The sequence below is a fragment of the Streptomyces echinatus genome (genome assembly GCF_014203595.1).
GTDB classification, from domain to species: Bacteria; Actinomycetota; Actinomycetes; order Streptomycetales; family Streptomycetaceae; genus Streptomyces; species Streptomyces echinatus.
This window is the reverse complement of record NZ_JACHJK010000008.1, coordinates 196,468-214,348: the sequence shown is the minus strand read 5'-3', so window position 1 is coordinate 214,348 and position 17,881 is coordinate 196,468. Positions and strand designations below refer to the sequence as shown.

Annotated in this window: 18 protein-coding genes; 5 read left to right on the top strand and 13 right to left on the bottom strand. The window is 72.6% G+C overall.

From position 1 onward, the window contains the following. Window positions 1-37: 37 nt before the first annotated feature. Together FHS34_RS23190 and FHS34_RS23185 are read right to left on the bottom strand one after the other, a co-directional pair. Window positions 38-499 carry a molybdenum cofactor biosynthesis protein MoaE gene (locus FHS34_RS23190; protein ID WP_184968484.1) on the bottom strand — a complete coding sequence of 154 codons (462 nt, stop codon included), beginning with the start codon at window positions 497-499 and terminating at the stop codon, window positions 38-40. A gap of 161 nt (window positions 500-660) precedes the next feature. Continuing rightward, window positions 661-1,824: an SDR family oxidoreductase gene (locus FHS34_RS23185; protein ID WP_184968482.1), complete on the bottom strand. Its 1,164-nt coding sequence runs from the start codon at window positions 1,822-1,824 to the stop codon at window positions 661-663. A gap of 192 nt (window positions 1,825-2,016) precedes the next feature. On the opposite strand from FHS34_RS23185, the gene FHS34_RS23180 reads away from it, so the two are divergent. Both FHS34_RS23180 and FHS34_RS23175 read left to right on the top strand, forming a co-directional pair. Beyond that, a complete protein-coding gene (locus tag FHS34_RS23180) occupies window positions 2,017-3,459 on the top strand; it encodes a zinc-dependent metalloprotease (RefSeq protein WP_184968480.1) in 1,443 nt (480 codons plus the stop codon). Beyond that, the gene (locus tag FHS34_RS23175; RefSeq protein ID WP_184968478.1) at window positions 3,456-3,977 is read left to right on the top strand and encodes an NUDIX hydrolase; all 522 of its coding nucleotides are present in this window, start codon (window positions 3,456-3,458) and stop codon (window positions 3,975-3,977) included. Before FHS34_RS23180 ends, FHS34_RS23175 begins: the two co-directional genes overlap by 4 nt. 41 nt (window positions 3,978-4,018) lie before the next feature. Here the strand turns inward: FHS34_RS23175 and FHS34_RS23170 are convergent, their stop codons facing one another. From FHS34_RS23170 to FHS34_RS23155, 4 genes are all read right to left on the bottom strand, one after another. Continuing rightward, window positions 4,019-4,774, bottom strand: coding sequence for an AIM24 family protein (locus FHS34_RS23170; RefSeq protein WP_184968476.1), 756 nt, complete (start codon window positions 4,772-4,774; stop codon window positions 4,019-4,021). A gap of 17 nt (window positions 4,775-4,791) precedes the next feature. After that, on the bottom strand, window positions 4,792-5,472 hold the full coding sequence (locus FHS34_RS23165) for an AIM24 family protein (RefSeq protein ID WP_184968474.1): 681 nt from the start codon (window positions 5,470-5,472) through the stop codon (window positions 4,792-4,794). An 11-nt stretch (window positions 5,473-5,483) separates the two neighbouring features. After that, entirely contained in the window at window positions 5,484-7,130 is a 1,647-nt protein-coding gene (locus FHS34_RS23160; RefSeq protein ID WP_184968472.1) for a TerD family protein, read from the bottom strand. A 253-nt stretch (window positions 7,131-7,383) separates the two neighbouring features. Next, window positions 7,384-7,989 carry a M48 metallopeptidase family protein gene (locus tag FHS34_RS23155; RefSeq protein WP_184968470.1) on the bottom strand — a complete coding sequence of 202 codons (606 nt, stop codon included), beginning with the start codon at window positions 7,987-7,989 and terminating at the stop codon, window positions 7,384-7,386. 305 nt (window positions 7,990-8,294) lie between these two features. Here FHS34_RS23155 and FHS34_RS23150 point away from each other — a divergent pair, with 305 nt between their 5' ends. Both FHS34_RS23150 and FHS34_RS23145 read left to right on the top strand, forming a co-directional pair. Continuing rightward, the gene (locus FHS34_RS23150) at window positions 8,295-9,509 is read left to right on the top strand and encodes a TOMM precursor leader peptide-binding protein (RefSeq protein WP_184968468.1); all 1,215 of its coding nucleotides are present in this window, start codon (window positions 8,295-8,297) and stop codon (window positions 9,507-9,509) included. Beyond that, the gene (locus tag FHS34_RS23145; RefSeq protein WP_184968466.1) at window positions 9,502-10,881 is read left to right on the top strand and encodes an ABC1 kinase family protein; all 1,380 of its coding nucleotides are present in this window, start codon (window positions 9,502-9,504) and stop codon (window positions 10,879-10,881) included. Before FHS34_RS23150 ends, FHS34_RS23145 begins: the two co-directional genes overlap by 8 nt. A 55-nt stretch (window positions 10,882-10,936) precedes the next feature. Here the strand turns inward: FHS34_RS23145 and FHS34_RS23140 are convergent, their stop codons facing one another. The 5 genes from FHS34_RS23140 to FHS34_RS23120 all read right to left on the bottom strand — a co-directional run bounded on the left by FHS34_RS23140 (window position 10,937) and on the right by FHS34_RS23120 (window position 14,823). Beyond that, the gene (locus FHS34_RS23140; protein ID WP_184968464.1) at window positions 10,937-11,149 is read right to left on the bottom strand and encodes a hypothetical protein; all 213 of its coding nucleotides are present in this window, start codon (window positions 11,147-11,149) and stop codon (window positions 10,937-10,939) included. A gap of 137 nt (window positions 11,150-11,286) precedes the next feature. After that, window positions 11,287-11,610: a putative WhiB-interacting protein gene (locus FHS34_RS23135; RefSeq protein ID WP_184968462.1), complete on the bottom strand. Its 324-nt coding sequence runs from the start codon at window positions 11,608-11,610 to the stop codon at window positions 11,287-11,289. Then, window positions 11,607-11,975, bottom strand: a complete 369-nt coding sequence (locus tag FHS34_RS23130) for a WhiB family transcriptional regulator (protein WP_053664703.1) — start codon at window positions 11,973-11,975, stop codon at window positions 11,607-11,609. Before FHS34_RS23130 ends, FHS34_RS23135 begins: the two co-directional genes overlap by 4 nt. Before the next feature lie 169 nt (window positions 11,976-12,144). Continuing rightward, entirely contained in the window at window positions 12,145-12,465 is a 321-nt protein-coding gene (locus FHS34_RS23125) for a hypothetical protein (protein ID WP_184968460.1), read from the bottom strand. A 162-nt stretch (window positions 12,466-12,627) separates the two neighbouring features. Next, complete coding sequence (locus tag FHS34_RS23120; protein WP_184968458.1) at window positions 12,628-14,823, bottom strand: ATP-dependent DNA helicase UvrD2; 2,196 nt, start codon at window positions 14,821-14,823, stop codon at window positions 12,628-12,630. A gap of 190 nt (window positions 14,824-15,013) precedes the next feature. Here FHS34_RS23120 and FHS34_RS23115 point away from each other — a divergent pair, with 190 nt between their 5' ends. Beyond that, window positions 15,014-15,256 (top strand): mycoredoxin, encoded by a 243-nt coding sequence (locus FHS34_RS23115; RefSeq protein ID WP_184968456.1) that lies wholly within the window; start codon window positions 15,014-15,016, stop codon window positions 15,254-15,256. Between the two features lie 95 nt (window positions 15,257-15,351). Here the strand turns inward: FHS34_RS23115 and nudC are convergent, their stop codons facing one another. Further along, window positions 15,352-16,296, bottom strand: coding sequence for an NAD(+) diphosphatase (gene nudC / locus FHS34_RS23110; RefSeq protein ID WP_184968454.1), 945 nt, complete (start codon window positions 16,294-16,296; stop codon window positions 15,352-15,354). 154 nt (window positions 16,297-16,450) lie between these two features. Beyond that, window positions 16,451-17,854 carry a dipeptidase gene (locus FHS34_RS23105; RefSeq protein ID WP_184968452.1) on the bottom strand — a complete coding sequence of 468 codons (1,404 nt, stop codon included), beginning with the start codon at window positions 17,852-17,854 and terminating at the stop codon, window positions 16,451-16,453. Window positions 17,855-17,881: the final 27 nt, after the last annotated feature.

Genomic DNA, 17,881 nt, shown 5'->3' with positions numbered 1-17,881 from the left:
AGGGGGATGTGGGCCGGCAGGGGCGGCAATCGGGGGATCAGCAGGCGCCGACCCACTCCTCGGTGCCGTCCGAGAACCTCTGGTGCTTCCAGATGGGCGCCTCGTGCTTGAGGTCGTCGATCAGCTTGCGGCAGGCGTCGAAGGCCTCCGCGCGGTGCGGGCAGGCCACGGCCACGACGACGGCGAGGTCGCCCACCCGGAGGTCGCCGACCCGGTGGACGGCGGCCAGGGCCCGCACGGGATGGTCCGCGACGACCTTCTCGGCGATCCGCCGCATCTCGGCCTCGGCGCTGGGGTGGCACGAATACCCGAGCGCGTCCACGTCGGCGCCTCCGTCGTGGTTCCGCACGGTCCCCACGAACAGCGCGATGCCGCCGGCCGCGTCGTCCCCGACGGCCCGGAACACCTCGTCCACGGAGAGCGGGGTCTCCCGGATGCCGATCAGCTTGATGGGGTCCTGAGCCGCCTGCTCACCGGGGTGCTCGTTCAAGTGCGCCATACGCCCATCGTGCCGCACGCCCGGGACGACCGTGAATACGAGTTTCACCAGTCACACACGCGTGCGACTTCGGAGACTCCTACAGCGCCGTGCCGGCCGCGGACGGAGGCCGGGGTCCGGGGGAGCGGAGTCTCTGGGGGCGTGGGAGCGAGAGCCTTGGCTCAGACGCGCCGCCGTGCCTTCCGGGCCCGCCGTACGACAGCCGCCGCGCCCAGCAGCGCCACCGTCGCCCCGGCGGCCCCCGCGGCCGTCGCGTCCTTCCGCCCCAGCCGCCGCCCGGCCACCGTGTGCCGCCCGGAAACCTCCTCCAGCAGCTCCGCGAGCACCTCCTCGTTGGTCCACTTCGGCCGCCACCCGGCATCGTGCAGCCGGCTCCCGCTGACCACCCAGGGGTACATCGTGTACGCCAGGTCCCCCGCCGGTGACGGAGTGAGCCCGATCCGGTGCAGCCGGGCCGCGGCGCCGAGCGCGACCGCCGACGGCAGCTCCATCCGCCGGATCCCGGTCAGCTCCTCGACCTCCTCCTGCTCCAGCCACCCGTCGCAGCCGACGGCCAGCTCCCCGTCCACCCGTTCCAGGACCGCGTACTCCAGCGCACTGCACAGATCCTCGACATGGCAGAACTGCCACGCGGGCCGCGACCCGGCGACGACGAGCAGCCGTGGCGACTCGAAGTACCTGGTCAGCGCGGTGTCCGTGCCACCGACCAGCACCGCAGGCCGCACCACGGTGACGTTCAGTCCCGGATGCGCCCGCGGAGCCCGCCGTGCCAGCCGCTCGATCTCCAGCAGGTCCCCCACGCCCGTGGCCTCGGCGGTGGCGCGCAGCTCGGCGTCCTCCGAGAGGGGCAGCTCGTTCTCCGGCAGGGCGCCGTAGACCATCGCCGAGGTGCACAGCACCACCCGGTGCACCCCGGCCGCCGCGGCGGCGGTCAGGACGGTCTGGGTCCCCCGGACGTTGTAAGCCGTGCGCGCCGCCGGATCGGTCTCCAGATCCAGGTCGAGCGCGAGGTGGACGACCACGTCGGCGCCCCGCAGCTTCTCCGCGATCGCCGGGTCGCGCACGTCGAGGATGTGCCACTGCGCGTCTGCGCAGTCGCCGCGCCGTTCGTCGATGGCGACGACCTGCTTGATCTCCCCGGACGCGGCGAGCCGCTCGGTGAGCAGGGCACCGACCCCGCCGGCGGCGCCGGTCACCGCGACGACGGGCCCGCGCGCGGGCGTCGTCCCGCCGGCGCGAAACGCCGACGGGGAGGGGCGGTCGTCGGGCGACGGGCGGGTTGAGGGGTTTCGCGCTGCGCGAACCTGCGGATCTGGGGAACTCACCGGGCGTCTCCAGCGGTTGTCTTCAGTACGCGCGCGAGTGACGCGTACGTACCAGGTGCATCCATCCTGCCGCAGGCCTTCCGCAGGCGAAGCACCGAGCCCCGATCGGGTCCGGGTGTCTACGCTGGGTGGTGTTGTCGGGCAGCCGCGCCGCCGGAGTGAGACCGGTGGCCTTACCAGCCGAGGAATCCCGTGAGTGACACCCCATTCGGTTTCGGCCTTCCGCCGGAGGAGCCGGAAGACGGCGACGAGGGCAAGAAGAAGGACCAGCAGAGCGGTGGTGGGCAGGGACCGGCCAATCCGTTCGGTTTCGGCGGCCTGCCCGGAGCCGGCGGCTTTGGCGGCCCCGGCGCCGACAATCCGCTCGCAGCCATGTTCGGTTCCCTGAACCCCACGGACCTGGGCGCCGCGTTCCAGCAGCTCGGCCAGATGCTCTCGTACGAGGGCGGCCCGGTGAACTGGGACATGGCCAAGCAGATCGCCCGCCAGACGGTCGCCCAGGGCACCCCGGACGGCACGAAGGACGCCAGCGTCGGCGCCGCCGAGCGCAAGGCGGTGGAGGATGCCGTCCGCCTGGCCGACCTGTGGCTGGACGACGCGACGTCCCTGCCGTCGGGCTCCGCCTCGGCGGTGGCGTGGTCCCGCGCGGAGTGGGTCGAGGCGACTCTGCCCGCCTGGCAGGAGCTGGTCGACCCGGTCGCCGAGCGGGTCGGCGCGGCGATGGGCGACGTCCTGCCGGAGGAGATGCAGGCCATGGCGGGCCCGCTGATCGGCATGATGCGCTCGATGGGCGGTGCCATGTTCGGCACGCAGATCGGGCAGGCCGTGGGTGTGCTGGCGGGTGAGGTCGTCGGCTCGACAGACATCGGCCTGCCGCTGGGCCCGGCCCGCAAGGCCGCGCTGCTGCCGGCCAACGTCGAGGCCTTCGGCAAGGACCTCGGCGTGCCGCAGGAGGAGGTGCGGCTGTACCTGGCCCTGCGCGAGGCCGCCCACCAGCGTCTGTTCGCGCACGTGCCGTGGCTGCGTTCGCACCTGTTCGGCGCGGTCGACGGCTATGCGCGCGGGATCAAGGTCGACACGGCCAAGCTGGAGGACGTGGTCGGCCAGTTCGACCCGCAGAACCCCGAGCAGCTGCAGGACGCGCTCCAGCAGGGCATGTTCCAGCCGGAGGACACGCCCGAGCAGAAGGCCGCCCTGGCCCGTCTGGAGACCGCTCTGGCGCTCGTCGAGGGCTGGGTGGACGCGGTGGTCCACGCGGCCGCGAAGCCGCGTCTGTCGTCGGCCGACGCCCTACGCGAGACGCTGCGCCGGCGCCGCGCCACCGGTGGCCCTGCCGAGCAGACGTTCGCCACGCTGATCGGCCTGGAGCTGCGCCCGCGCCGGCTGCGCGACGCCTCCCGCCTGTGGGCCTCGCTCACGGACGCGCGCGGTGTCGACGGCCGGGACGACCTGTGGCACCACCCGGACATGCTGCCGACGGCCGGCGACCTGGACGACCCGGACGGTTTCGTGCACCGCGAGCAGATGGACTTCTCCGAGCTGGACAAGATGCTCGGGGAGGCGGCGGGTGGCACCGGAAGCAAGCCGGACCTGCGCAAGAAGGACGACGAGACCGAGGGCGACGACGCCGAGTGAGCCTGTACGACGACGCGGTCCTCGTCCTGAAGGGGTACGAGGGCCAGCCGGAGCTGCGCCAGTCCTACCTGGACCACCTGGCGGCCCGTCCGGACGGCATGTGGAAGGCGTGCGAGGCGGGGCACCTGACGGCCAGCGCCCTGGTCGTCGACCCGGAGCACGGCCGGGTGCTGCTCACGCTGCACCGGAAGCTGCGGATGTGGCTCCAGATGGGCGGCCACTGCGAGCCGGGGGACGCCACGCTCATGGCGGCGGCCCTGCGCGAGGCGACGGAGGAGTCCGGAATCGCCGGGCTGACGCCGCTTCCCGGCGGCCCGGTGCGGCTGGACCGCCATCCGATCCCGGCGCCCTGCCACTGGCACTTCGACGTCCAGTACGCGGTCCTGGCCCCGGCCGGCGCCGTGCAGGAGATCAGCGACGAGTCGCTGGACCTGCGCTGGTACGCCTACGACGAGGTGGCCGGCGTGGCGGACGAGTCGGTCGTACGCCTCCTGGAGGCCACGCGCGCCAGGCTCTGACCGGGTAAGGGGTGACCGCCCGGGCGGTCACCCCTTGCCTGTCAGCTCCAGACGTTGCCCTGGTTCTGGCCGCGCGCCCCCTGCTGGCCCATGCCGAACTGGGCGGCGAGGCCCTGTCCGATCTGCGCGTTCTGCGGCGGAAGCAGCTCGCTGGGCTGCACGAGCGCGAACCCGGAGCCCATGAAGCTCAGCTCCCAGCCCTCCCCCGTGCTGCCGCGCCGGCGCCACACCCCGGAGGAGTGCGTCTGGGCCTGCATCTGCACGCGCAGCCCGGTGGACCAGGCCACGATCGCGTCGGCGTCGCAGTTGACGTACTTGTCGGGCGTGACCTGCATCAGCAGCGGCGCCCCGGACGTCATCAGCGCCACCTTGCCGCGCCCGGTGATGTTCAGCTGGTACTTCCCGGAGCCGGAGATGCCGTACAGGCTGTCGACGGCGATGACCTCGTGGTGCAGCGAGGAGTCCATGGCGAGGACGTAGGAGCTGTCGACGGTCAGCCCGTCCTGCTCGACGTCCATGACGTGCACGTGCTGACCGAGGTTGGCGAGGTAGACCGTGCCCTGTCCGTGACAGCGCATCAGGTCCAGGCCCTCGCCGGTGTGCGCACGCGCGCGTGCCTGGCTGTTGTTGCGGAACTCGGCGTCGAACTCGACCAGGCCCTGGTAGGCGACCATGGTGCCCTTGCGGGCGAGGATGTCGTCGTGCCCCTCCAGGGTGACGCGGAGCATCTGCTTGTTCTGCAGGCTCCAGCGCTCCTGGGTCTGCAGGTCGTTGTGCGCGAAAAGCGGGCTCTGCATGGTGTTCTGGTTCCCCCTCAGCCCCGGATCCGAAGGCGGTCGGTGCTGTCCTCGCTGGGCTGGACGACGACGATGCCCTGTCCGGAGAAGGCCATCTGGTAGGCCTCGCCGCTGCCGCGGCCGATCAGCGACTGCGCCTTGAAGCTGCGCTTGCCCTTCACCTTCAGGTTCGGGGACCAGGCGACGAGCGCGTCCGGGTCGACGTACGTCTCGTCCTCGCCGCCACCGCAGTCCACGACGATCGGCTTGCCGCGGGAGGTCAGCGCGACCCAGCCCTGCCCGGAGATCTTCGTGTTCCACAGGCCCTGCCCGGCGAACTTCGCGAGCCCCTTGACCCGCTCCACACCCCAGGTGAGGTGGGCGTCGAAGGCCAGCAGGTTGGTGGCGTTGACGGAGATGCCGTCGCCGTTGAGGTTGATCACGACGACGTCGGCGCCGTAGTCGGCGAGGTAGAGCAGGCCGTCGCCGGAGCACTTCATCAGGGGCGCGCCCTCGCCGGTGGCCCAGTCGCGAGCGATCTGGCGGACGGCCGGCGGGTTGGGCTCGTACTGGACGAAGCCCTCGTAGGCGACCATCGATCCCACGCGCGCGAGGAGGTCGTTCCCGGTCTGCATGGCGACCTTCAGCATGTGGCTGCCGTGGTTCTCCATGCGGGCGGTGACGGGTGCGGGGGCGTAGCCCGCGAGCGGCTGGTTCATGACGGGCTCCCTCAGACCTCGTACGGCTGGACGACGATGAAGTTGCCGGGCGCGCCCCGGAACTGGAGGTTCACGCTCTCGCCGGTGTCGCCCGGGTAGGCGTTGCGGCGCATGCGGACCTGGCTGGAGACGATCACCTGCGAGGCGGCCGACCAGGCGACGACGGCGTTGCAGTCGGCGAAGGTGGTCGGCGTGACCGGCAGCACCACGGGCGTGCCGTGCGTCTTGACGACGATGGTGCCGGTGCCCTGGAACTGCATGGTGAACAGCGCGCCGCCCGGGATGCCGTGGCCCTCGATGCGGCGGACCTCGTACTGGAGGCTCTCGTCGAAGGCGAGGACGTTCTCCGCGGACACGCAGATCGCGTCGCCCTGGAGCTCGACCGGGTGCAGGTGGGTGGAGTTCTCGGCGAGGAACACCTGGCCCTGGCCGGTGCAGCGCATCAGCTGCATCTCCTGGCCGGTGGCGTTGCCGACGATCCGGCCGGCGAATCCGGCGCCCTTGTAGCTGAAGTCGACCTTGCCCTGGTAGAGCACCATGCTGCCCTGCCGGGCCAGCACCGGCTGGCCGCCGATGCCGAGGTCGACGCGGATCAGCTTCTTGTTCTGCTGCGTCCAGCGCTGGCCGGTCGGCGTCTCCTTGAACGCCTGGAGCGCGGCCGTCACCCCGGCACCGCCCTGGGGCGCACCCTGCGGTACTCCGTAGCCGGCGGGCTGCTGGCCGGGGACCTGACCGTAGCCCGGGGGCATGGGCGGGGCCGGCTGGCCGCCGTAGGAGAGCGGCTGCTGGCCGTAGCCGGGGGGCATGGGCGCGCCGGGCCGGCCGCCGTACGACGGCTGCTGGGGCGGCTGGCCGTAGGGCGCCGGGGGCGCGACCGGCGGCGGGACGCTGCCGCCGGGCGGGGCCAGCGGAGCGATGACCGTCGGCGCGCCGTGCACGTTCGGAGCGGGCGCCGGGGGCGGGGTGTGACCGGGCGGCGGGGCGAAGCCCTGGGGGGCCGGGGCGGGCTGCGGCGCCGGGGCGGGGGCGGCCGGGGTGCCGAACGCGGGCGCCGGCGCGGTCTGGGCGGGCGGGGCGAAGCCGGGGGTCCCGGCGGACTGCGGCTGCTGCGGGGCGGCGGGCGCCTCCTCCTCCAGCACCTCGCCGCCGAAGTTCTTCAGCAGCGCCTCCAGACCGCCGTCGAAGCCCTGTCCGACCGCGGCGAACCGCCACCCGTCCTTGAAGTAGAAGTCGCCGAGCATCACGGCCCGCTCGGTGGAGAACTCCGAGCCGTCGAAGGCGTACCGCGCGACCTCCTCGCCGCCCGCCACGATGCGCAGATAGCCGGGGGCGATCTGCGACATCTGGCCGGCGCCGTCGACGGTCGCCGTGAAGGACAGCTTGCGGATCTGCGACGGGACCCGGTCGAGCGTGACCCGGAACGACTCCGTGTCGCCCGCCTGGGCACCCAGCAGCTGGATGGATTCCTCGGGGGACTTCGGCTGGTTGAAGAAGACGAAGTACCGGTCGTCCGACAGGCGCTCGTCGGCGTCGAGACCGAAGCAGCTGATGTCGAAGGTCAGTCCGGGGCCGGAGATCTGCACGCCTACGTACAGATCCGTGCCCGCCGTGAGGTCACTGATCCTGGCCTTGTGGCCGCGTTGGAATTCCCTGGCCATGCGTTACGACCGTCCCCCATCCCGAATGCGAGTGCGTCGCGCCAGGCTAACGGCAAAGGCCGACGACGAACCCCAAGGGGCGGGGTCGGTACAGAGCCGGTACACAACCGCACCCGGCCGCTCACACAGGACGGACGCCGAATACCGGGACGGACACTCTCGGCGCCAGGGTGCTCCACGGGCACACGGCGGGTGCCCGGACACACGGGGCGCTCAGGCGGACGGCGGCACGGCCGGGCCCACGGCGGGGCGCTCAGGCATCGTGCTCGCCGCGCGCGCCCGGTACGTGCGGCAGCCGGCCGGCGGCGACCACGCCCTCCAGGTAGCCGCGGGCCCGCTCGGTGCGCGGATAGGCCTCCAGCAGCTGCCAGAAGTCGGGGCCGTGGCCGGGGACCAGCAGGTGCGCCAGCTCGTGGCAGAGCACGTAGTCGACCACGTACTCCGGCATCCCCTGCAGGCGGTGCGAGAGCCGGATGCTGCCCTCGGCCGGGGTGCACGAGCCCCAGCGGGTGTTCTGGTTGGTGACCCAGCGCACGGAGGCGGGCCGGGCCCGGCCGTCGAAGTACTGGGCCGACAGCCGTCCGGCACGCTCGGCCAGCTCGGTGTCGCCGAGCACCCGCCTGCTCTCCTGGGCGGCGAGTTTGTCGAGCATGACGGTCACCCAGCGCTGTTCCTCCGCCTTCGACATGCGGGCGGGGATCAGCACGACGGTGCGATCGCCCTCGCGGTACGCGGAGACCGTGCGGCGGCGCCGGGCACTCCTGCGGACCTCGATCGCGCTCACCCCCGAGCCGCCGGGTGGCTGGCTCGTCGTGCTGCGCTGTGGTTTACCGGCGCTGTGCAGTGGGTCGGCGGGCACGCCCCGACGTTACCCGGTGGGCAGGGACAAAGTCCCGGCTCCGAGACGGTTCGCTGCCGATCCCCCACCATGTGTTTGATTCGTACGACCGATCAACTGGTCCGATTTGCACCGATTCTTCGGCCGGTTCGCGTGCGAGGTGTCCTTGATTCGTATGAAGAACTCCTCCGCCTGTGGATAACTTACGCCGCCCGGAGCCCGGGACCGGCATGCTGGCAGGCGTCGGCGGAGCGGGCTCCGTTCCGTCGGCGGACGCACGGGGCGTCTCGGCTGTGCCGGAGGTCTCGACGGACAAGGGGTGGGTCATGCATCCGATGGTGAAGCCCGCGCTGCGGCGCGGCTGGCGCGATCCCGGCACGGTGCAGTTCGGGATGACACCCGCGCACGCGCTGACGCTGGGCCCGGTCGACGCCGCGACGGGCGGCCTCCTGGACCTGCTCGACGGCACCCGCGGCCTGCCGCTGCTGCGCGAGGAGGGCCGCCGCGCGAAGGTGCCGGACGGTCGCGTCGACGCACTCGTGGAACGGCTGGCCCGCGCGGGCCTCGTCGACGACGCCCGCGGCGGCGGACCGGCCGCGGACGCGCTGCGGGAGAGGACGGACGTCCTGGAGCGGCTGCGCCCCGACCTCGCCTCGCTGTCCCTGATCACGGCCGAGCCGGGCGGTGCGCCGGCCCGGCTCGCGGCCCGGGGCGCGCTGCGGGTGCAGGTGCGGGGAGCGGGCCGGGTCGGCGCCCTGCTGGCGTCGGTGCTCTCGGGCGCCGGTGTCGGCGAGGTCGACGTGTCCGACGTGGGCCGCGTGGAGCCGTGGGACGTGGCGCCGGGCGGGCTGCCCCCGGAGTCGGCCGGCGACCGCCGGGAGACGGCCGCGCGGGCCGCCGTCCGGCGCGCGGCCCCGGACCGTCCGCCGCGCCGCACCCGCTCCCCGGGGCCCGGCGCCGGGGATCCCGGCCTCTCCCTGGTGATCTTCGCGCCCCGGGACGACGTCTCCGTGCACGCCCCCGATCCGCTCGCCGCCGAACCGCTCCTGGCCTCCGGCACACCTCACCTGTACGCCGGTGTCGTGGAGGGCACGGGCGTGGTCGGTCCGCTCGTGCTTCCCGGCGAGTCGGGCTGCGCCGGGTGTCTGGACCGGGACCGCGCGGACCGGGACCCGGCATGGCCCCTGCTGGTCACCCAGTGGCGGTCCGGCCGGGGACACCGGGTCGGGGCCTGCGATCTGGCGCTGGCCACGGCGGTCGCCGGGCTCGCGGCGGCGCACGCCCTGGCCTTCCTCGACGGGGAGTCGCCGACCGCCGCCGGAGCCCGCTGGGAGGCCTCCCTGCCCGCCCTGAACTGGCGCTCCCACCCGGTCCGGCCGCATCCGGAATGCGGCTGCGGGGCTGCTGAGAGAGTTAAACGGGAGCACTCCTCAACGGACGGGGAGCGGCGCGCGACAATGGCGGTGCAACGGCCGTCGACGGAGCGGCGACGCGAAGCGGGCGCGGCACGGCCGACTGGGACTTGGAGGGCGCATGTCTGATCTTCCCCGGAAGGCGGTCACCCGTACCGCCAAGCTCGCCGCACTCCCGCTCGGCATCGCCGGCCGGGCCACCTGGGGGCTGGGCAAGCGGATCGTGGGCGAGTCCGCGGAGATCGTCGGCCGTGAGCTGCAACAGCGCACGGCGGAGCAACTGTTCAAGGTGCTCGGCGAGCTGAAGGGCGGCGCGATGAAGTTCGGGCAGGCCCTGTCCGTCTTCGAGTCGGCGCTGCCGGAGGAGGTCGCCGGCCCCTACCGGGTGGCGCTGACCAAGCTCCAGGAGGCGGCCCCGCCGATGCCGACCCGCACCGTGCACGCGGTGCTCCAGGAGCGGCTGGGGCCGGACTGGCGCGACCTGTTCGAGGAGTTCGAGGACAAGCCGGCCGCCGCGGCCTCGATCGGCCAGGTGCACCGTGCGGTGTGGCACGACGGCCGTGAGGTGGCGGTCAAGGTGCAGTACCCGGGCGCCGGCGAGGCACTGCTCTCCGACCTCGGTCAACTGAGCCGCTTCGCCCGGCTGTTGGGTCCGCTGATCCCCGGCATGGACATCAAGCCGCTGATCGCGGAGCTGCGGGACCGCGTCTCCGAGGAACTGGACTACGGTCTGGAGGCGCAGGCCCAGTCCGTGCACGCGGAGGAGTTCGCGGACGACCCGGACGTGGTCGTCCCGGCGGTGGTGCACCAGTGCGAGCAGGTCCTGGTGACCGAGTGGATCAACGGCATCCCGCTGTCCGAGGTCATCGCGGACGGCACCGAGGAACAGCGCGACCGGGCCGGCCAGCTCCTGGCCCGCTTCCTCTTCTCGGGCCCGGCCCGCACCGGGCTGCTGCACGCGGACCCGCACCCGGGCAACTTCCGCCTCCTGCCCGGCGGCCCCGGCGGTGAGGACGACTGGCGCCTCGGCGTCCTGGACTTCGGCACGGTCGACCGGCTCCCCGGCGGCCTGCCGACCCCGATCGGCTTCTCCCTGCGGATGACCCTGGACGGCGAGGCGGAGACGGTCTACGAGCTGCTCTGCGCGGAGGGGTTCGTGAAGGAGACCATCGAGCTGGACCCGGACGCGGTCCTCGACTACCTGCTGCCGATCATCGAGCCGGCCCGGGTGGAGGCGTTCACCTTCACCCGCTCCTGGATCCGCAGCCAGGCCGCCCGTATCGCCGACCCCCGCTCCCCCGCCTACCAGCTCGGCAAGCGGCTCAACCTGCCGCCGGCCTACCTGCTGATACACCGGGTGACCCTGAGCACGATCGGGGTCCTGTGCCAGCTGGGCGCCACGGTGCGGCTGCGGGAGGAACTGGAGGAGTGGCTGCCGGGCTTCGTGGACGGCGTGGCCGAGGACGACGCGAGCGAGGAGGAGCCCGCGGCGGGCGCCTGACCCGGCCGGCCGGCGGTGGCCGCGGTCACCGGACCGGCCCCCGGCTCCGTCTCCGTCACCACCAGGCCGAATCAAGCCGCCCCTCGATCGCCCGGAGGTTCTCCCGGGAGCAGGCGTCGCAGAAGTACTGCCGGGCGCCGTTCTCCACGGAGCAGGTCCACGTGACCGGCAGGGAGCCGCCGGCGGGGGTGCCGCAGCGGGCGCACACAAGGCAGCGGCGCTCCGAGGTGGAGCCGCCCTGATCACTTCCTCCGGGAAGACTCGTCACCCGCCGACGATAACCCCGTCGGTGACGGATCGCCGTGCGCAACGCACCGCGGGGGCCGGTCCGTTCGGCCGGACCGGCCCCCGCGGGGAAGCTTCGCCTCCCTGTCCAGGGAGGCCACCGCTGCTCAGGTGTGTTCGTTACTGCATGACGGCCATGGCCAGCGCACGGCGGGCGCGCAGCGAGGCGCGCTCGGCCCGGCGCTGCATCCGCTGGGCGACGGCCAGGCGCATGGCCCGGCGTTCGGCCACGGCGTGATGGAGCCGCTCGTGCATATGCGCACGAGCCAGGGCTTCTTGCATGAGTTGCATCTCTCGGTTCCTGTTCTGACGCGCTTCGGTAGCGCCGGTGGGGGTGAAGTCTGTGGTCGCGGAGCCTGCGGGCTCGCTGGTGGACGGCTTCATCGGGGCCTGCTTCTTGGGGTCGTGCGTGAGGGGGCGATCGATCGTTCCTGCGGTGTTCATGCCGTGACCGGGTTCTTCCGCGGGCGGCCACGCGGCCGCTTCCGGGCTACGACGACACCCTGGACGAACAGCTCGCCACCCCAGACGCCCCAGGGCTCACGCCGCTCCTTGGCGCCGGCGAGGCAGGCCTCGATCAGCGGGCAGGTGCGGCAGAGGGACTTGGCGTACTCCACGTCCGCGGGCGACTCGGCGAAGAAGACCTCCGGGTCGTAGGAGCGGCAGGGGACGGGTACGCCGAGGTTCTCGATGGCGTCGTCGAGCGCGGTGAGCGCGGTGAGGGGGATCAAGGTGGAGTCCTCCGTGAGGCCGGGCGGGGGAATGGTTTGCGAAGGCGGTACGGACGGGGCGTGCGCTTCGAGTTGCACGGTGTGTCTTCCTCGTCTGGTCGTTCCGGCCGGTTGACCGGGTGTCGGCTGGTACCGGGTTCTTTCCTGTCCCGAGGCCCCTTCGCTCCGTCGCCCCGTTCGGGGCAAACAGAAGGGCCGCGGATCCCGGATGGGGTTCCGCGGCCCTGAAGGCGCCGGCCTGATCGAATCAGGCTGGATCACTCCAGGGTTCTGGCCCACGGAAGGCCCACATCAGGTGGTGCTGCGTCGTCTGCTTCCGGAATCCGGCACCGGCCGCCGCAAAGGCATAGGCATGGGCCTGTGCCTCTACCGCTTCCAGTGCCTTGGTCGGTCGCTCATTGCGCTCACGGATGGGAAGACCCGCGGAGGCAACGGAGGTCGCCGGACGCACGGCACGGATGCCGGACAGACCGGTGCCCTGGTTCGAGGCGCCGAGCATGCACGTGGAGACGGTCGAGCGATCGGTCAGTTTGGCCGTGCTGATGGTGCTGATGTTGATGCTGATCACTGGACTCGCCTCCTCTCGGCGTCTTGGGGACCGGGTGAACCGATCCGTCGGATGTGCAAGTACAACACGAAACCGCGGTCTTCGAGAAGGCCGCTGCTTCCGTGCCTAGAACCTATGGGGATTGCCGGGGCATGCGCAAACTATTTTTTCGACGAGTTCGCATCAGTCGTCGCCGTCGTCTCCGCCAGGCTCCTGACCTGCGCAGATGGCCAGAACATCGGCTCCGTAGCTGCGCAGCTTGCGGCTGAGGACACCGGGGATGCGGGCGAGCTCGGCGGAACTCTCCGGGCATGCCTCGGCGATGGCCATCAGCGTCCGGTCGGTGAAGACGCAGAAGTCCGGCTGGCCACTGTGCCCGGCCTGGACCGCCCGCCACTCCCGCAGCCGCTCGTAGAGCCCTTCGTCCATGTCCGAGGGGCAGTCCGCGCAGCGCATCAGCTTCATCTCGCCCGCGTCGGTGAGGGTGCGGCCGCAGACCCGGCAGCGGGCCGGGGTGCGCTGGGCGCGCCGGGGAACGGCGGGGGCGCTCGCGGTGACCCCGCGCTCGACGCCTCCGCCCGCACCGGAGCCGGAGCGGCCGACGGTGGGGGTGGTGCCGGGGCGCAGGCCGTCCAGGAAGCGGCTCGGTCTGCGGCTGGGCCGTCCGCCGGGCGAGCGGGACAGGGCCCAGGAGACATGGAGGCGTTCCCGGGCGCGGGTCACCCCGACGTAGAGCAGGCGCCGCTCCTCCTCGATCTGTTCGTCGGTCCGGGCGTAGGTGATGGGCAGCATGCCCTCGGCCACGCCGACCAGGAAGACGACGTCCCACTCCAGGCCCTTGGCGGCGTGCAGGGAGGCGAGGGTGACGCCCTGGACGGTCGGTGCGTGCTGGGCGTTCGCCCGCTCGTCCAGTTCCGCCACGAAGTCGGCGAGGGTGGCTCGCGGTCTGGCGGCGGCGAGGTCGTGGGCGAGGGCGACGAGAGCGGCCAGGGACTCCCAGCGCTCCCTGACGGCGCCCGAGCCGGCCGGGGGCTCACTCGTCCAGCCCTCGCCCGAGAGGACGGCACGCACCTGCGAGGGAAGGTCGACGACGTCGTCCAGGAGGGAGTCGTTGCCGCCGAAGCGGGCCGCCCCGCGCAGGGCGATGCCGGCCTTGCGGATCTCGGGCCGGTCGAAAAAGCGCTCGGCTCCCCGCAACTGGTAGGGCACCCCCGCGTCGGCGAGCGCCTGCTCATAGGTCTCGGACTGGGAGTTCGTGCGGAACAGCACGGCGATCTCGGCGGCCGGGACGCCCGCGTCGATCAGCTCACGGATACGGCGGGCGGCGCCCTCGGCCTCGGCGGGCTCGTCGGTGTACTCGATGTAGACGGGTTCGGGCCCCTGGGCGCGCTGGGAGACGAGTTCCAGCCGGTGGTCGGCGGCGCGCCCCCGGGCCTGGGCGAGCAGCCCGTTGGCGAGGCGGACCACCTGGGGGGTCGAGCGGTAGTCGCGGACCAGCTTCACGACGGTGGCGCCGGGGTGCCGGGCGCGGAAGTCGAGCAGATGGTCGGGTGTTGCGCCCGTGAACGAATAGATGGTCTGGCTGGCGTCCCCGACGACGCACAGGTTGTCCCGGTCGCCGAGCCACAGGTCCAGCAGCCGCTGCTGCAGCGGGCTGACGTCCTGGTACTCGTCCACGACGAAGTGCTGGTACTGCGTTCGGACCTGGTCGGCGATGTCGTGGCGGTCCTGGAGGACGGCGACGGTCAGCAGCAGGACGTCCTCGAAGTCGATGACCGCGCGGTCGCGCTTGAGGTCCTCGTAGGCCGCGTAGAGGTGGGCGATCTCGGCGGGATCGCGGGGGGCCTCACGGCCGGCCTTCGCAGCCGCGTACGGGTAGTCGGCGGGGACGGTCTGGGTGACCTTGGACCATTCGATCTCGGCGGTCACATCCCGCAGCTCATTCCGGTCGAGGCGGGTGCCGAGCGCGGCGGCCGCGTCGGCGACGAGCTGGATCTTCCGGTCGACGAGCCGGGGCAGGGAGCCACCGATCGCTTTCGGCCAGAAGTACTGGAGCTGACGCAGCGCGGCGGAGTGGAAGGTGCGGGCCTGGACGCCCTGGGCGCCGAGCTGACGCAGCCGGCCGCGCATCTCTCCGGCGGCCCGGTTGGTGAAGGTGACGGCGAGCACGCTGGCGGGATGCAGAATGCCGGCGCGGACCCCGTAGGCGATGCGGTGGGTGATCGCCCGGGTCTTGCCCGTGCCCGCTCCGGCCAGCACGCACACCGGACCGTGCAGGGCGGTGGCCACCTCGCGCTGCTCGGGGTCGAGCCCTTCGAGCACCGCGTCGGCCGTCTCCGGTGCCTGCGGGAAGAGGGAGGAGTGCGTTGCTGCTGTCACACCGCCATGCTGCCAGGTCGCCCGGGACGGCTGTGCCGGTTGTCCACAGGCAGGGGCTCGCGGTCGTATTAATGCGGCAGGTATCACAGGAGGGGGCCGGGCGCGTGATACCCCGGTCGGGAATGGCGGGCCGATCGCCTACGTTCTCCCTTCGCACGACTTCCACCGAGCTGCCTGAGGAGAGCGAGAGATGCAGGGCACTGTGACGATGTACAGCACGACGTGGTGCGGCTACTGCCGGCGACTGAAGAGCCAGCTGGACCGGGAGGGCATCGCGTACAGCGAGATCAACATCGAGCAGGACCCCGAGTCCGCCGCTTTCGTGGAGAAGGCGAACGGCGGGAACCAGACGGTCCCGACCGTGCTCTTCTCGGACGGCACCACGCTGACGAACCCGTCGCTGGCCCAGGTGAAGCAGAAGCTCGCCGCGTGACGGTCCACGGGTTCCTCCGGTGACCGGCCGGCCTTCCCCGTGACCGTCCACAGGGCGGCCCCCCTCTCCCGAGGGGGGCCGCCCTGTTGTGTGTCTCAGACGAAACCGCGCGTCGGCAGGGGCTTGCCGTACCACATCTCGATCAGACGGGCGGCGATGGAGATGCCGTAGGGCGGCAGCACCTCACCGGACTCGAAGGCCGCGCGCAGCTCCTCGCGGGAGAACCAGCGGGCCTCGTGGATCTCGTCCCCGTCGACCTCGATCGCGGTGGAGGTGGCGCGGGCCATGAAGCCGAGCATCAGGCTGGACGGGAAGGGCCAGGGCTGGCTGGCGACGTACTCGACCGTGCCGACGGCGACGCCGACCTCCTCGGACACCTCGCGGCGCACCGCCTGCTCGATGGACTCGCCGGGCTCCACGAATCCGGCGAGCGTGGAGAAGCGCCCCTCGGGCCAGTGGACCTGGCGGCCGAGCAGGATGCGGTCCTCCTCGTCCGTGACCGCCATGATCACGGCCGGGTCGGTGCGCGGGTAGTGCTCGCCGCCGCAGGCCGGGCAGCGGCGGATGTGGCCGGCCGCGGCGATGACCGTGCGCTCGCCGCAGCGGGAGCAGAAGCGGTGGGTGCGCTGCCAGTTCTCCAGGCCGACCGCGTGCACCATGAGCCCCGCGTCGCGCGGCGACAGCAGCAGGCCAGCCTCGCGCAGCCCGGCCGGGCGCGCGGACTGGTCGATACGGCCGGGCAGCGAGTCCTTCTGGAGCGCGAAGTAGCTGACGCCGTCGCCGTCGGTGCCGAGGAAGTAGCGGTGCGCCTCGGTGAGGGGGGCCTCGAACGACGGCGTCATGACGAGTTCGGTCCGGCCGTCCGGGGTCTCGTCGATGAGCACCTGGCCGCCGGAGACCACGAAACAGCGGGTCGTGGGGTGGCTCCACGCCGCCGCGAGCCAGGCCTCGTCCAGCCGGTGGTGGGCGGCGCGGTCGATGCCGCTCGGGGCGGTCAGCGAGATGGGTCGGTCGGCTGTGTGGTCGGTCCAGGTGGTCACGGGTGCTTCCAACTCCCCCAGTACAGCGGTTCTATCGGCGGGCGGTTCGGCGGGACGTGGGACGGGAGGGCACCGGGTCGGGCGCGGGCGGGGCGGGCGGACGGTCTTCCCAGTGTGCCCTGCGCGCGGTGCCCGTCCGTACGGCGCGGGCCGGTCAGGGTGCGGGACGCCAGGTCCGGGCCAGGTCACCCCACAGGTAGGCGCTGGTCTCGACGCCCTTGAGGAGGAGGTCCAGCTCGACCTTCTCGTCGGGGGCGTGCCAGCCGTCGGACGGGACGGAGATGCCCAGGAAGAGCACGGGGGCGCCGAGGACTTCCTGGAGGTCGGCGGCGGGGCCGGAGCCGCCCTCGCGGGTGAAGCGGACCGGGCTCTGGAAGGCGCGGCCCATGGCGCGGACCACGGACTGCAGCGCGGGGTGGTCGAGCGGGGTCAGGCACGGGCGCGTGGCCGAGCCGAAGTCGATCTCGTAGCGGATCCCGGCGGGCACCTGCTCTGCGGCCCAGGCGCGGACGGACTTCTCGATGTGGTCGGGGTCCTGGCCGGCGACCAGGCGGAAGGAGAGCTTCACCATGGCCGTGGACGGGATGACCGTCTTGCTGCCGGGGCCCTGGTAGCCGCCGCCGATGCCGTTGACCTCGGCGGTCGGGCGGGCCCAGATGCGCTCCAGGGTCGAGTACCCGGCCTCGCCGTGCAGGGCGTGCGACTTGGCGGTGCTCAGCCAGCGCTCCTCGTCGAAGGGCAGCTCGGCGAAGAGTTCGCGCTCGCGGTCGGTCAGCTCGACGATGCCGTCGTAGAAGCCGGGGACCGCCACGCGCGCGTGCTCGTCGTGCAGGGCCGCGACGAGGCGGGCGGCGGCGGTGGCCGGGTTGGGCACGGCGCCGCCGAAGGAACCGGAGTGGATGTCCTGGCCGGGGCCGTGGAGCCGGATCTCGCACTCGGCCAGGCCCCGCATGCCGGTGCACACGGTCGGGGTGTCCTCGGACCACATGCCGGTGTCGGAGACGATCACGGCGTCGGCGGCCAGCCGCCCGGCCCGCTCCTGCACCAGGGCCCGGAAGTGCGGGGAGCCGGACTCCTCCTCGCCCTCGATCAGCAGCTTGAGGTTGACGGCCGGGGCGGTGCGGCCCGTGGCGGCGAGGTGGGCGCGGACGCCGAGTGTGTGGAAGAACACCTGGCCCTTGTCGTCGGCGGCACCGCGCGCGTAGAGGCGGTTGCCGCGGACGACCGGCTCGAAGGGGTCGCTGTTCCAGCCGTCCTCGCGGGCGGCGGGCTGCACGTCGTGGTGGCCGTAGACCAGGACCGTGGGTGCCTCCGGGTCGCCCGAGGGCCATTCCGCGTACACGGCGGGGGCTCCGGGGGTCTGCCAGACCTCGGCCGTCGGGAAGCCGGTCTCCTGGAGCTTGGCCGCGAGCCAGTCGGCGCTGCGCCGCACGTCGGGCGCGTGGTCGGGCTGCGCCGACACGGAGGGGATGCGCAGCCATGCGGTGAGGTCGTCGAGGAAGGCGGCGCGGTGCTGCTCGATGTACGTGCGGACGGCGCTGTCCGGGGTCTGGCTCATGCTCCCGAGCCTATCCGCCCGCACCGG